The organism is Pusillimonas sp., assembly GCF_044464525.1.
Lineage (GTDB): Bacteria > Pseudomonadota > Gammaproteobacteria > Burkholderiales > Burkholderiaceae_B > Pusillimonas.
In genome coordinates this window covers 20,615-33,743 of sequence record NZ_JBIQLE010000033.1, presented here as the reverse complement: position 1 = coordinate 33,743, position 13,129 = coordinate 20,615, and the positions used below count along the sequence as shown (strand labels likewise).

The window sequence follows — 13,129 nt, the reverse complement described above, 5'->3', positions numbered from 1 at the left end:
TTATCAAGTGTAGTAGCCGTGGCAGCCGCTATATTCAAGGTCAGGAACAGGGTCCCAACCAACCGCCAGCCGCGTGAAACGCCACTGCGAGACGTCGTTCTAACCATGGTGGGTATTTTCCGAAAAACACGCCGAATCATTCCGCCGGCGCAATCGCGGTGCTATGAACATAGCGAGGTTACGGCGTTAAATTTTGTGTCAATCGTCGACGTCGAGCATACGCCTGCCGCGCCGCCTGGAACAACCCGCCATACGGCCCTGCCGCCACCGAAAAAAGATAAATGCAGCCGGCAGAGAGGATGATAGCGGATGATGCGGGCACATCTGCATAAAAAGAAACCAGAAGCCCCGCATAACAAGATACCGAACCCACTGCCGCCGCCAAAACCATCTGCCGGCCGGCCGTGCGCGCCCAGAACCTGGCCGCGGTGGCAGGAAGCATCATAATGCCCACCACCATCAAGGTGCCCAGCACCTGGAACCCGGACACCAGTGTCATGACCAGAAGCAGCAAGAACAGCATATGGGCGAGCGAACCCCGGCCGCGCTCGGCCCGTAAGAAGGCAGGGTCGAGGCACTCGAGCACCAGGGGACGATAGATAAGGGCCAAAGCCGGCAAGGTCACGCTGGCGCTGGCCGCCACCAGCAGCAGGGCCGCATCATTCAGCCCCAACACCGTTCCGAACAGCACGTGAATCAAATCCATGTTCGACCCACGCAAAGACACCAGCAACACACCCAGGCCCAGAGAAATAAGGTAGAAAGAGGCGAAGCTGGCGTCCTCGCGCAGTGGCGTCCACCGTGCCACCAGCCCGGCCAGCATCGCCACCACAATGCCGGTGATCATCCCGCCCACCGTCATTGCCCCTACTGATAGCCCCGCCGTCAAAAAGCCTACTGCCACGCCCGGCAAAATGGCGTGGGCCATGGCGTCGCCCATCAGGCTCATGCGGCGCAGCACCAGAAAAACACCAAGGGGGCCGGCGGCAAACGCCAAGGCAAGCGAACCCGCCAGCCCTCGACGCATGAAACTGTAGTCGACGAAAGGGCTCCACAGGTATTCCAGAGCCCAGCTCATACACCGTCACCCGCAATGCCGTCAGCCACGACCTTCATCATAGGTAGTCTCCTGCGCACAGGTGTCGCGCCAAATGCAGGTTCTCGGGCGTCAGCACAGCGTCGGTCTCACCCCAGGCCACCACCTGGCCGGCCAGCAGCAAGGTCTTTGGAAAACAGGCTCGCACCATTTCCAGATCATGCAAGACGGCGATGATGGTGCCGCCTTCAGCATGCCACGCCATCAACAATCGCATCAGGTCGTCGGTGGTGTCGCGGTCGATGGCGGCGAACGGCTCATCCAACAACATCGTGCGCGCCTCGTGCAGCAGCAGCCGTGCAAACAGCGCACGCTGCAATTGCCCCCCCGACAACGTGCCGACAATGCGGTGCCGGAAATCAGACAGGCCCACTACCTCGAGCGCTTGCTCGACGCGTTCATGCTCTTGCTTGGAAAAGCCGCGCCACGCCCCCACGCGACGCCAGGCTCCCATGGCGACCAGATCGTACACGGTGATGGGAAAGCTGCGATCAAGTTCGCCCGCCTGCGGCAAAAAGGCAAGGTCGCGGCGCGGGTCATCGGCCACATGTATACGGCCCTTCAGTGGATTAAGCAGGCCCATCACGCCTTTAAGCAAGGTAGATTTGCCCGCCCCGTTAGGCCCCACCACCGCGGTCAGCGTACCCCGCCTGAACACGCCGCTGACGTCCCGAACCGCAATGCGGCCGCGCCAGCCCAGGGATACCTCGTCCAATTCAATGGCGGGCGGCGTTTCGCCGTGCTTCGAAGCCGGCGCAACGGCAGCATTTGCGCCGGCGCCTGGCGAGGAAGAAACAGCCGTGGAATCGGCGGGGAAACCGGCCATCGCGCCTACCACCATCCCATTGCCCAGCCGGTAAGGCCCCACAGAAACGCCACCGCGACCAGCACGCGAAGCGCCCTGCCGCCAGCGGAGGCAAGCACAGAGGAACCTCGGTAGGCTTTCGCGCGACGTGGAAATAAGGCGGAGCGGGGCATTTGGAGTGGAATCGGTGGAGTAGAGTCAATTCTTGACAGAGCAGGTTATGTTATAACATTTCCACCGCCAGCCCATGCAATGTGGGTGCTAAAGGCCTTAAAAAATATGCCTGCCAGACAGCCCGGCCAAGCTGTCTTCTTCGTGCGCTGCCTGAACAGCCCATCAGTGAAATCCCTGTCCGCAAATGTCGCCACCTTGACAGATCGGCGCGCGCAGCGTGCCTACACTACATAAAAATACAAATCTTAATTCCCGCCACGGGAGACAAAGGGCACGCTATGGATATAGACCTTGCCGAACTCGCCTCATTGGTGACGCTGCTGAAAGAAGCCGACTTTACAGAGTTTCGCTACGAAAAAGGCGACACCCAGATCGTAGTGCGAAGGGGCGGCGAAGCAAACCTTCTCGACATGCCTGCGCCAGCCTTGGCCGCGACCGCGTCAAGCTCCGCCTCGGCCGCCGAGGCCGCCCCGCGGGCGCCGGCCGGCAACATCGCCCCGGCCCGCGCCGCAACAGCCAACCCGCCCATACTTCCACAGCCGGCGCCCGGCGCCAAAGTCATCACCGCGCCCATGCTCGGCACCTTCTACGCCGCTTCCAAGCCCGGGGAACCGGCGTTTGTCCAGGTTGGCGATACCGTGCAGCCCGATTCAGTCGTCTGCATCATTGAGGTCATGAAGCTCATGAACTCCATACACGCCGAGATGCGCGGCACCGTGGTGGCCGTCCACGCCCAAAACGGCGAACTGGTCGAGTTCGGCCAACCGCTGTTCAGCATCCAGGAAGCGGAAGCGCCATGAGCACCGGCGCCCCGTGCAAGGTTTTCGTCGCCAACCGAGGCGAGATCGCGCTTCGGATCATCGAAGCCTGCGATCGCCTCGGCTTCGCCACCGTATTGGGTGTCTCCGAGTTCGACCAGCATTCGCTGCCCGCGCGGCGCGCGGGCAGAACCGTGGTGCTGGGCCCCGCCCACGCCTCCAAAAGCTATCTCAATGTCGACGCGGTCATCCACGCGGCGGTCGCCACCGGCTGCACGGCCCTGCATCCGGGGTATGGGTTTTTATCCGAGCGCATCGAGCTGGCCAGGGCCTGCGCGGACAACGGCTTAATTTTCGTTGGTCCCAACCCCGAACACCTTGAGATACTGGGCGACAAGCTCAGCGCCCGGGAAGCGGCCCAGGCCGCCGGCGTCCCAGTGTCGCCGGGCGGGCCCACCGCATCAGGCAGCCAGGCACTCGAGCTCGCTCAAGAAATCGGCTATCCCGTGCTGGTCAAAGCCGCCTTCGGCGGCGGCGGGCGAGGCATGAAGCTGGTGCACAATGCCACCGGCCTTGTCGCCGCCTGGGAACTGGCCGCTTCCGAAGCCCAGGCCGCGTTCGGAGACGGCACCGTATTCGTCGAGCGCTTCGTGGCAGACGCAAAGCACATCGAGGTACAGATTCTGGGCGATCGCCATGGCAACCACATCCATCTGGGCGAACGCGAATGCTCGGTGCAGCACCGCTACCAGAAAATGCTCGAAGAAGCCCCCTGCACGGCCTTGAGCGACGCTGCGCGGCGAGAGTTGCATGGCTATGCGCTTAGCCTGGCCAGGCAGATCAATTATGTCAGCCTGGGCACCATCGAATTTCTTTACGACGTACAGCGCGACGCATGGTGCTTTCTTGAAGTGAACCCACGCGTCCAGGTCGAGCACCCGGTTACCGAAGCCGTCACCGGCGTCGACCTGGTTCGCGAGCAATTGCTGGTCGCGCTGGGCCATCCGCTTTCCCTAAGCCAGGACGACATCCGCCTGGAGGGCCACGCCATCGAACTGCGCCTTACCGCGCAAGATGCGCACAACGGGCTTGCGCCGTCTCCGGGCACCTTGACGCGATGGCGGCCGGCTCCGTTGGGCGGGGTGCGGCTTGACACCCATGTCCATGAAAACTACCGGTTTCCGCCCCACTACGACGCCCTGATGGCAAAGCTCATCGCCTACGGCCCCGACCGCGACGCCGCGTTGCGGCGCCTGCGCCAAGCCCTGGAGGGGCTCGACCTTGAAGGGCCGCCCACCAACCTGCCCTTGCTCAAGCAGCTTGTCCACGCCCCCGAGGTAATCGGCAACACTGTAACCACCCGCTGGCTTGAACAAGCTCTGCCCCGCCTCATGGGAGCCTCGTCATGACCGACGTCCGACTCATCGATGTAAGCCTGCGCGACGGAAACCAAAGCATCTGGGGCGCGGTCGGCGTGCGCACCCGCACCATCGAGCGCGTCGCCCCGCACCTGAACAACGCGGACTACCATGCCGCCGAGGCCGCCACCAGCACCATGTTCGCCACGGCCGTTCGCTACCACCGCGAAGATCCCTGGGACCGCCTGGACGCCCTGCGACGCGCCGCGCCCGACACCACCCTCGGCTTCCTGACCACCGGCAAGCGCTTCATCACCTTTTCGCGCACGCCGCCCAATCTGTTCAAGCTGGCGTTCGAGCTGCTGCGCCGCCATGGCGTCACCCGCATGTGGGTCATCGACCCCATGCACGACATGCAAGCCGCCATGGCCACCGCCCGTCTTGCCAAAGAGGCCGGCTTCGAAGAGGTGATCGGCGGGCTGTGCTATACGATCAGCCCCGTCCACACCGACGAATACTTCACCGAAAAAATCTCGCAGTTCGACGATTGCAACGCCATCGATTCCATCTACATCAAGGACCCAGCCGGCCTGCTCACACCCGACAGGCTGCGAACCCTGGTGCCCAGCCTGCGCAGCGGTCTGAAGCACAAAGCCATCGACGAGCTTCACACCCATTGCAATACCGGCCTAGCGCCGCTGACCCTGCTCGAGGGCGCCGACCTGGGCCTGCACAAACTACACTGCGCCCTGCCCCCGCTGGCCGAAGGCGCATCGCATGCCTCCGCCCTGCAACTGGTGCACAACCTGCGGGCGCGCGGCCACAGCGTCGACGTCAATCTAGAAGCCATGCAGAAAGCATCGGACCAGTTGTGGCGGGAAGCGCGCCTGCGCAATTTGCCCGAGGGCCGGCCGCTGCTTTACGACGAAGCCTACTATCGCCACACGCTGCCGGGCGGGGTGCTAAGCACCACGGCCCGCCAGCTCAAGGAAATGGGCAAAGAACACCTTATGCCGGCGGTGGTCGAAGAAGCCCAGCAGGTGCGGGCCGACCTGGGCTGGCCGATTGTGGTCACTCCCTTCGCGCAATACATCGTCACCCAGGCCGCCCTGAACGTCATGTCCGGCGAGCGTTACCAGCGCATCAGCGACGAAGTCGTCGACATGCTGCTGGGCGATTGGGGGCCCATGCCCGGCCCCATCGACCCCGATCTATTGCAGCGCGCCAGCGACCTGCCGCGAGCCCGGCAGCGGGCGCGGCAAGAAGAACCGGCGGCTCCCTCGCTGGACGAGCTGCGGCGCCGTTTCGGCGGCAATCTCAGCGACGAAGACCTGCTGCTGCGAGCCGTCATGCCCGCCGAGCAGATGGACGCCATGATTCAAGAGCGCGAAGGCGCTCGGCGCGCGCGGGCCTCGGGCTCTGACACCGGCTTGCGTGAATTGGCCTCGGCCCTGTCCGACCCGCAGCGTCCACTGTCCATCCGGGTCATGCAAGGCGACGCAACGCTGACATTATCCGGCCGGCGCACCGGCCCCGAAGGAGACGCCAAGCCATGACCACAAAACCCGCCGTCGATTTTTCAGAATCGCCGCAAGCACCGCGCGACGCCGCCAACATCCTGGCCGACCTGGCCCGAGCCGACGGCTGGATGCTGGACGTGGACGGCTGCCTGGTCAGAACCAGCAAGGCCGGAGGCGCGGGGGGGCAACTTATAGAAGGCGCCGCCCAGTTGCTGGATTGGCTGCGCCGCCACGAGCGCCAATTTGTGATCTGCACCAACGCCTCGCAGCGCACGGTTGCCACCTATGCCGCGCATCTGCGCCATATCGGCCTGGATATCGCCGACCACGAGATGATGACGGCGGCCACCGCGGCGGCCGACACCATCGCCCGCGCCCATCCAGGCGCCCGGGTGCTGGTGGTGGGCGACGAAGGCATGGTCGAGGCTGTCCGCGCCGCAGGCCTGGAGCTGGCCGATTCCGACGCCAGCGACGCACAGGCGGTAGTGGTCGGGGCCGCCGACCACTACAACTCAAGCAATCTCAACGCCGCCTGCCTGAGCATTGCCGACCATGGCGCGCCGCTTTATACCTCGGTGGCCTCGCCCTGGTTCCACGGCGGCGTCAAGCGCAGCATCGCCGTATCGTCGGCCATCGCCCGCGCCATTGCATCGGTAACCGGCGCCAGCCCCATCGTGTGCGGGAAGCCATCGCCCGAACTTGGCGCCGGCTTGCGCCGCCGCCTGGGCGGGCCTGACAGCCGCATCGTCATCGTCGGAGACGCTGCCGCGGCCGAAATCGTGCTGGCGCGCCAGATGGGCGCCCTGGGCGTACTAGTGTTAAGCGGCGCCACCCACGCCGATGCCCTGCCCCACCTACCCGACGAGCAACGCCCCCACTGGGTGGCCAAAGACGTCGGAGAACTCTTCAAGCAGTTGCACAGCGTAGTTCCCTGATTCCACAGGCAGCGACAAGCACCGGAACGCCATGAAATGCGCCAGAAGTGCCATAAAACCATAGGCAGCACCCATACCAACAGGAGACAAGCCATGAACACCCCCACCCACCGCTTCCCCTACCTGCATGACGCGGCCTGCCCGGCCGGCGCCGAAGGCTGGGAAGACATGTACCCGTACTTCCTGATTTCCCAGCCCGAGGGCCGGGATTTCGAACAGAAACGCTTCTGGTTCGCCGACTCAATGCACTGGTCCCGCGCGGTGCATCCCTTCGACAGCATCGGCGCCGAGGCCGTCTATTACGGCTGCGGCGTCAACGGCGCCCGCAGCGTCGTGCTGCCCGCCGCACTGGGGCTCGACGTGCGCATGGTCAACGGCTACGTGTACATCTGCCCCCAGGCCGTAACCGATCCGGAAGAAATCCAGCGCCGCCTGGCTCTTTTCCAGGAGCGCGCCGGCCACTACTATAAAAACTGGGATTCGCTATACGCCAACTGGAAAGAAAAAATGACCGAGGCGGTGCAGCGCATGAACTCATTGCAATTCGACACCCTGCCCGAAATCGAGCCTATCGAGGTCGTCACCGAAGGCCGCGGCCGTTCTGTTTCGTGGGATCTTGTCGAAAACTACCACCGCCTGGTCAACGACTTCTTCCTGGTCTGGCAGTATCACTTCGAGATGCTGGGCCTGGGCTACGGCGCCTACCTGGTATTTTTCGACCTGTGCAAAAAGGCCTTTCCCGAGATCCAGGATCAGACCATCGCCCGCATGGTGGCCGGTGTGGAAGGCATGGCCTTCCGCCCCGACGATGAGCTTCGCCGCCTGGCCAAGCTGGCGGTCGAGCTCAAGGTCGACTCGGCCATCGACGCCGCCAAGCCTGCCAGCAGCATTCTGACCGACATCGGCAAGCTGCCCGGCGGCGAACGCTGGCTGGCTTCGCTGGAAGAAATCCGCGACCCCTGGTTCAACTATTTTGCCGAATACGGCTTCCTGCACGACCAGGAAACCTGGAACGAAAACCTGTCCATCCCTTTGCTGGCCATCAGCCGCTATACCGAACTGTTGCGCAACGGCGAGGTCATCGACCGCCCCGTCGAGCAACTGCACGAAGACCGCGACGAAATCGTGACCGAATATCGCGCACTGCTTGCCCCCGAAGAGGCCACGGCCTTCGACGAGGCGCTGGCCCTGTCGCGCAACGTATTCCCCTATATCGAGGAACACAACATCTACGTCGAGCACTGGAGCCATGCTGTGTTCTGGCAAAAAGCACGAGACTTGGCCCAGGTTTTCGTCACCTCCGGCTTCTTCCGCCAAGCCGACGATTTTTATTATCTAAACCGCTTCGAGATCGACCAGGCCTTGTTCGACATGATCGAATCGTGGGCGATCGGCGTGCCGGCGCGCGGCGTCCAGCACTGGGCGCGCAAGATCGACGCGCGCCGCAAGATCATGGCCGCATTGCGCACCGAAACCGCCGCACCGGCCTACGGCACGCCGCCAAAAGAGGTCACCGACCCCTTCGCCATCATGAACTACGGCGTCACCACCGAACGCGTGCAGCAATGGCTCGCCCAAGCACGCGGAGACAATACCGCCGCCTTGCAGGGCATTGCCGCCTCGCCGGGCGTAGTCGAGGGCATCGTGCGGGTGATCCGCCACGAGAATGAAATCAGCCTGTTGCAGCCCGGCGAAATCCTGGTCGCCGCCATTACCGCACCCTCGTGGGCCTCCGCATTTTCGGTGGTGGGCGGCGTCGTTACGGACATCGGCGGGCTCATGAGCCACGCCGCCATCGTATGCCGCGAATACGGCATGCCGGCGGTGGTCAGTACCGGCTTTGCCACGGCCCAGCTCAAAACCGGGCAGCGCGTGCGCATCGACGGCTACAAGGGCACGGTGGAGCAACTTTCGGTATAACGCCCCACCCTTTCCCCCAACCACCAATATGCAGCCAAAGGAGACGACAGCAATGCAAGACTGGACCCTGACTTTCGAACAACCAAGCGCCTTGGAACCGTTACAAGTGGGCGGAAAGGGCCACGGGCTGGCGCTGATGGCCCAGGCCGGCATCCCTGTCTCTCCGGGCTTCATCATCGCCACCTCGGCGCATCGGCACTATCTTGAAACCACCGGCCTGGCCGGACGCTTGCGCCAAGCCACGGCCGACATCGACCGCAACTCGCACGAAGCGCGCGAAACGCTCGAGCGCGAAGTCACACCATGGTTCGACCAGACGCCCATGCCCGCCGAACTGCGGAACGTCATCACGCAAAGCTACACCGGCTTGGCGCAAGCCCTGCAACTGCCGCAGTTGGCCGTTGCCGTGCGCTCCAGCGCCACCGCCGAAGACGCCGAGGGAACCAGCTTCGCGGGCGAATACGAAACCTACGTAGGTCTGCAAAGCGCCGACCAGGTCGAACTTCATGTCCGCCGCTGCTGGGCCAGCGTCTTTTCAGCGCGCGCCTTGAGTTATTCCTGGAAAAACGGCATCGACCCCCTGGCCGTCAACATGGCGGTCGTCATCCAGAAAATGGTCAATGCCCGCGCTGCCGGCGTGATGTTCACGATCAGCCCCACCACCGGCGACCGCTCGCGCATCGTGATCGAAGCCTGCCACGGGCTGGGCCTGGGCGTGGTGGGCGGCGACGTCACGCCCGACCGCTTCGTCATCGCAAAAGTCGAGGGCCAAGTCCTTGACCGCGTGCTGGGCAACAAGCACCTCGAGTATCTACCAGACGGCACGACGCGCGCCGTTGAAGAAGAACGGCGCGCAATGTTCAGCCTCAGCGACAGCGAAGCACTGGCGCTGGCCAAAGTGGGCAAACGGCTCGAACGCATGCGGGGCGCGCCGCAAGACATCGAGTTCGCCATCGACCGGGAGCTTTCTTCGGGTGACAACCTGGTGATGCTGCAATGCAGACCTGTTACCGTAACCGCCCATAAAGCCGCATCGCCCCTGGACGAAGGCCTTGGCCAGTTGACGGCCAGCGTCCTGGCCGCCACCCGGTAATGACCCGCCCCTTGCACATACAGACCATTTCACTAAGCCGCGACCAGCTACTTAGCGGCGCCGACTGGTTTGAGCCCCTTGGCGCCAAGGCAAAGTCCCACGTGCGGGACGACCTGATCGAGCGCACCATCGGCGTCGGCGACGCCTTGGGCCACCAAGGCGAAACGCAACACCACTGGTTCGGGGTGATGGAGGGGCTGTTGAAATGGTCGGTAAACGCGATAGACGGCCGCACCGTGACATTGGGCGGCCAATCGGTGGGAAGCTGGTTTGGCGAAGGCACACTGCTGCGCTCGCAACCCCGGCAGGCCGACATCATTGCCTTGCGGGACAGCCGCGTCGCCATGCTGCCGCGCGCCACCTTCGATTGGCTGCGCCGGACCGAGCCCAGCTTCAACGAGTTCCTGTTGCGCCAGATCAACGAGCGCCTGCATTGGTTCATGGGCTCGATGGCCGCCCACCGCCTGCTGGACGCCGAACATCTGGTGATCCGCGCGCTGTGGGGGCTAGTCCACCCCCTGCTCAACCCCCTGGGCCTGCATCACCTGCTTATTTCCCAAGAAGAAGTCGCCAACCTGGCCATGGTTTCCCGCCAACGGTGCAATATGGCGCTGCTTACCCTAAAGCGCGAAGGCCTGATCGAACTGGGCTATGGCGCCATTTCCATCCGCGATATCGACGCATTGGCCGCCCGAATGCGATAATCGGGCCATGTCCGCGATCAAAACCTCCTCCCCCGGCTCGGTGGCGGCCCAACTGGACACCGCCGAGACCCTGTGCCGCCAACGCGGCAAGCGGCTCACGCCCATACGCCGCAAGGTGCTCGAGATTCTTCTCGAGCAGCGGCGCAGCGTCAAAGCCTATGAATTGCTGGATGAAATCCGCCGAGTGCAGCCAGGCGCGGCGCCGCCCACGGTATATCGCGCACTTGATTTCCTTATCGAAGAAGGCCTGATCCATCGCCTTGACGCCGTCAATGCCTGGTCGGCCTGCCTGGACGCCGGCGGCGAGCCGCACGACTTGCTGGTTATCTGCACCAACTGCGGCGCGGTGGCCGAGTTCAGCGACCCCGCCTTAAGCCGCCGGCTTGCCGCCAAGGTCGCCTCGGCGGGTTTTGTCCTAAGCCACCACGAAACCGAACTGCGCGCACTTTGCAGCGCCTGCCATGCGCAGGCCCATAATGAACCGCTGCCCGGACATCAACATTAGCGTCTGTTCCGAGCCGCTCGATCGGGTCACCCACCGCCCAGCCCACTGCCTCTCCGACGCGCCGAGGCAAAATTTATCCAGCGGTGTATTCTGTAACTCCGTGTGTTGCAACGGTTTTCCGGAAAACATGGAAGCTTGGGCCCAACGTTTGCTCTTCCGGTCCGGCTGTGCTGTAATCGCACGTTGTATGATTTTTAGTGCGGTATGGAATTACCTGGTGAAGTCGCCGATACGGTAGATGCGTTTGCCAACAACAACCCTCTAACCTTTAGCGCCGCCTTGCAGTTCGCATGCCGCAAAAAGCGAGCATAACGATGGCATCAGGTCTAGACAAAATGGTTCCGGTCACCATACTTACAGGTTTTCTGGGCGCGGGTAAAACCACGTTGCTCAAGCGCATCCTTACCGAAAACCATGGCCAAAAAATCGCCGTCATTGAAAACGAGTTCGGGCCCGAAAGCATCGACAACGAGCTTCTGGTTCAAGAGCGCGACGAACAAATCATCGAGCTAAGCAACGGCTGCGTCTGCTGCACCATTCGCGGCGATCTTCAACGCGCCCTGTCCGAACTGCGCGAAAAGCGCATCGCCGGCGAAGTTCATTTTGACCGCGTCATTCTTGAAACCACCGGCATGGCCAACCCCGGGCCGGTGTGCCAAACCTTCTTCATGGATGACGACGTCGCGGGCTACTACCGGCTTGATTCCGTCATAACCGTGGTTGATGCCAAGCACGGCATGGAAACCCTCGACAAGCAAGAAGAAGCCCAAAAGCAAGTGGGCTTTGCCGACATGATCCTGGTTTCCAAGAAAGACCTGGTCAACGAGGCCGACTACCAAGCACTGCGCTCGCGCCTGGTGCAGATCAATCCGCGCGCGCCCATTACGCCTGTGCATTTCGGAGAGGCCGATATCAAGTCGCTGCTTGATGTCAGCGGCTTCAACCTGAACACCATTCTGGATATCGACCCTGAATTCCTAGCCGAAGAGCACCCCGACGCGGCACACGACCACGAACATGGGCATGGGCATGACCACGAGCACGAGCACGACGGCGATTGCGGCCCCGCTTGCGGGCACGAACACGGGCACCACCACCATCATCATCACCACAACGATGATATCGGCGCATTCGTGTTTCGCTCCAACCGTCCGTTCGACCCGAATCGCCTCGAAGACTTCCTGGGCGGCGTCGTCCAGGTCTACGGCGAAGACCTTCTGCGCTATAAAGGTATTTTGTACGTTAAAGGCAGCAAGCGCCGCCTTTTATTCCAGGGCGTGCACATGATGATGGGCGCAGAGCCGGGCAAACCCTGGCTTGCCAACGAGAAACCCAACACTAAGATGGTATTTATCGGCCGAAAACTTCCCGAGGAAATCTTCACCCAAGGGTTGGAACAATGCCTAATCCCATAACCGAAAGTTCGCTCGAGTTATGTGAACGTACTCGACACTACTAAAAGAGGTAGACCATGGCCACTAAGACACCAGCCACTAAATCTCCGGGCCATTTGCTCACAGAAAAAGAACTTCTGGCTATGCCCGAATCTGACTACATGAACGAGGCCCAGCTCGAGTTCTTCCGCAATCGCCTTAAAGCCCTAGAAACAGAGATTCTGGCGAATGCGGACACCACCACCGAGAACCTGCGCGAAACCCAATTCGTGCCCGACCCGGCCGACCGCGCCACTATCGAAGAAGAGCACGCGCTCGAGCTTCGCACACGCGACCGCGAGCGCAAACTGCTTAAAAAAGTGCAGCAGTCGCTGACGCTGATCGAGTCTGGCGAATACGGCTGGTGCGAAGAAACCGGCGAGCCCATCGGCCTGCAGCGCCTGCTGGCCCGGCCCACAGCCAACCTGTCGCTCGAAGCGCAAGAACGCCGCGAAATGCGCCAAAAGCTCTACGGCGATTAATTCCAAATCGCCCAAGCCCGCCCCGTCCTGCCACCAGGCGGGGCGCGGGCTATACCTGCCTGAGGCCTATACACCCTGCCTCGCCCGTTCCCCCTTCCCCCCTCGTACGTTCTAATCGTTATTCCCAGCTTCCGATTCTGATACGTTCACACCCCCTTTTCAGCCGCGAACAGCGTCGCTATTGCGCAGGCAATGCGGACCCCGTCATGTATAGAAAACTCGCTTTTCTATACATAAGTACGCAGACTTGCATAGGAAACGGAAAGTTTTGTGCACGAGGCAAGGCGGAATAGCCTGCAATTGCCAGGACCGCCTTGAATTCCTCCCAGGCGTCCTCATCTAAGGA

At 62.4% G+C, this 13,129-nt stretch carries 12 protein-coding genes; 10 read left to right on the top strand and 2 right to left on the bottom strand.

The features are described from left to right. Nucleotides 1-178: 178 nt before the first annotated feature. Nucleotides 179-1,078: a metal ABC transporter permease gene (locus ACIY1O_RS14980; protein WP_397475902.1), complete on the bottom strand. Its 900-nt coding sequence runs from the start codon at nt 1,076-1,078 to the stop codon at nt 179-181. A 37-nt stretch (nt 1,079-1,115) separates the two neighbouring features. After that, the gene (locus ACIY1O_RS14975; protein WP_397475901.1) at nt 1,116-1,922 is read right to left on the bottom strand and encodes a metal ABC transporter ATP-binding protein; all 807 of its coding nucleotides are present in this window, start codon (nt 1,920-1,922) and stop codon (nt 1,116-1,118) included. Nucleotides 1,923-2,353: 431 nt separating this feature from the next. Between ACIY1O_RS14975 and accB the strand changes: the two genes are divergently transcribed. The 10 genes from accB to dksA all read left to right on the top strand — a co-directional run bounded on the left by accB (nt 2,354) and on the right by dksA (nt 12,783). Next, nucleotides 2,354-2,875, top strand: a complete 522-nt coding sequence (gene accB, locus ACIY1O_RS14970) for an acetyl-CoA carboxylase biotin carboxyl carrier protein (RefSeq protein ID WP_397475900.1) — start codon at nt 2,354-2,356, stop codon at nt 2,873-2,875. After that, the gene (locus ACIY1O_RS14965; RefSeq protein ID WP_397475899.1) at nt 2,872-4,242 is read left to right on the top strand and encodes an acetyl-CoA carboxylase biotin carboxylase subunit; all 1,371 of its coding nucleotides are present in this window, start codon (nt 2,872-2,874) and stop codon (nt 4,240-4,242) included. Before accB ends, ACIY1O_RS14965 begins: the two co-directional genes overlap by 4 nt. After that, complete coding sequence (locus ACIY1O_RS14960) at nt 4,239-5,747, top strand: hypothetical protein (protein WP_397475898.1); 1,509 nt, start codon at nt 4,239-4,241, stop codon at nt 5,745-5,747. Before ACIY1O_RS14965 ends, ACIY1O_RS14960 begins: the two co-directional genes overlap by 4 nt. Continuing rightward, nucleotides 5,744-6,646 carry an HAD-IIA family hydrolase gene (locus tag ACIY1O_RS14955; protein WP_397475897.1) on the top strand — a complete coding sequence of 301 codons (903 nt, stop codon included), beginning with the start codon at nt 5,744-5,746 and terminating at the stop codon, nt 6,644-6,646. The genes ACIY1O_RS14960 and ACIY1O_RS14955 overlap by 4 nt, the downstream gene beginning before the upstream one ends. Before the next feature lie 93 nt (nt 6,647-6,739). Further along, complete coding sequence (locus tag ACIY1O_RS14950; RefSeq protein WP_397475896.1) at nt 6,740-8,566, top strand: PEP-utilizing enzyme; 1,827 nt, start codon at nt 6,740-6,742, stop codon at nt 8,564-8,566. A 52-nt stretch (nt 8,567-8,618) separates the two neighbouring features. Further along, nucleotides 8,619-9,659, top strand: a complete 1,041-nt coding sequence (locus tag ACIY1O_RS14945; protein WP_397475895.1) for a PEP/pyruvate-binding domain-containing protein — start codon at nt 8,619-8,621, stop codon at nt 9,657-9,659. Beyond that, complete coding sequence (locus tag ACIY1O_RS14940) at nt 9,659-10,363, top strand: Crp/Fnr family transcriptional regulator (protein ID WP_397475894.1); 705 nt, start codon at nt 9,659-9,661, stop codon at nt 10,361-10,363. The genes ACIY1O_RS14945 and ACIY1O_RS14940 overlap by 1 nt, the downstream gene beginning before the upstream one ends. Before the next feature lie 7 nt (nt 10,364-10,370). Beyond that, complete coding sequence (locus ACIY1O_RS14935; RefSeq protein WP_397475893.1) at nt 10,371-10,868, top strand: Fur family transcriptional regulator; 498 nt, start codon at nt 10,371-10,373, stop codon at nt 10,866-10,868. A 314-nt stretch (nt 10,869-11,182) separates the two neighbouring features. Continuing rightward, nucleotides 11,183-12,283: a CobW family GTP-binding protein gene (locus ACIY1O_RS14930; RefSeq protein WP_397475892.1), complete on the top strand. Its 1,101-nt coding sequence runs from the start codon at nt 11,183-11,185 to the stop codon at nt 12,281-12,283. Between the two features lie 56 nt (nt 12,284-12,339). Beyond that, nucleotides 12,340-12,783, top strand: a complete 444-nt coding sequence (dksA, locus tag ACIY1O_RS14925; protein WP_397475891.1) for an RNA polymerase-binding protein DksA — start codon at nt 12,340-12,342, stop codon at nt 12,781-12,783. Nucleotides 12,784-13,129 lie beyond the last annotated feature (346 nt).

Bases quoted from the DNA above. Each gene is read 5' to 3' on its own strand.
- ACIY1O_RS14930 (WP_397475892.1), top strand. From the start codon at position 11,183: ATGGCATCAGGTCTAGACAAAATGGTTCCGGTCACCATACTTACAGGT.
- ACIY1O_RS14945 (WP_397475895.1), top strand. From the start codon at position 8,619: ATGCAAGACTGGACCCTGACTTTCGAACAACCAAGCGCCTTGGAACCG.
- ACIY1O_RS14950 (WP_397475896.1), top strand. From the start codon at position 6,740: ATGAACACCCCCACCCACCGCTTCCCCTACCTGCATGACGCGGCCTGC.
- ACIY1O_RS14955 (WP_397475897.1), top strand. From the start codon at position 5,744: ATGACCACAAAACCCGCCGTCGATTTTTCAGAATCGCCGCAAGCACCG.
- ACIY1O_RS14940 (WP_397475894.1), top strand. From the start codon at position 9,659: ATGACCCGCCCCTTGCACATACAGACCATTTCACTAAGCCGCGACCAG.
- ACIY1O_RS14980 (WP_397475902.1), bottom strand. From the start codon at position 1,078: ATGAGCTGGGCTCTGGAATACCTGTGGAGCCCTTTCGTCGACTACAGT.
- ACIY1O_RS14975 (WP_397475901.1), bottom strand. From the start codon at position 1,922: ATGGCCGGTTTCCCCGCCGATTCCACGGCTGTTTCTTCCTCGCCAGGC.
- ACIY1O_RS14960 (WP_397475898.1), top strand. From the start codon at position 4,239: ATGACCGACGTCCGACTCATCGATGTAAGCCTGCGCGACGGAAACCAA.
- dksA (WP_397475891.1), top strand. From the start codon at position 12,340: ATGGCCACTAAGACACCAGCCACTAAATCTCCGGGCCATTTGCTCACA.
- ACIY1O_RS14965 (WP_397475899.1), top strand. From the start codon at position 2,872: ATGAGCACCGGCGCCCCGTGCAAGGTTTTCGTCGCCAACCGAGGCGAG.
- accB (WP_397475900.1), top strand. From the start codon at position 2,354: ATGGATATAGACCTTGCCGAACTCGCCTCATTGGTGACGCTGCTGAAA.
- ACIY1O_RS14935 (WP_397475893.1), top strand. From the start codon at position 10,371: ATGTCCGCGATCAAAACCTCCTCCCCCGGCTCGGTGGCGGCCCAACTG.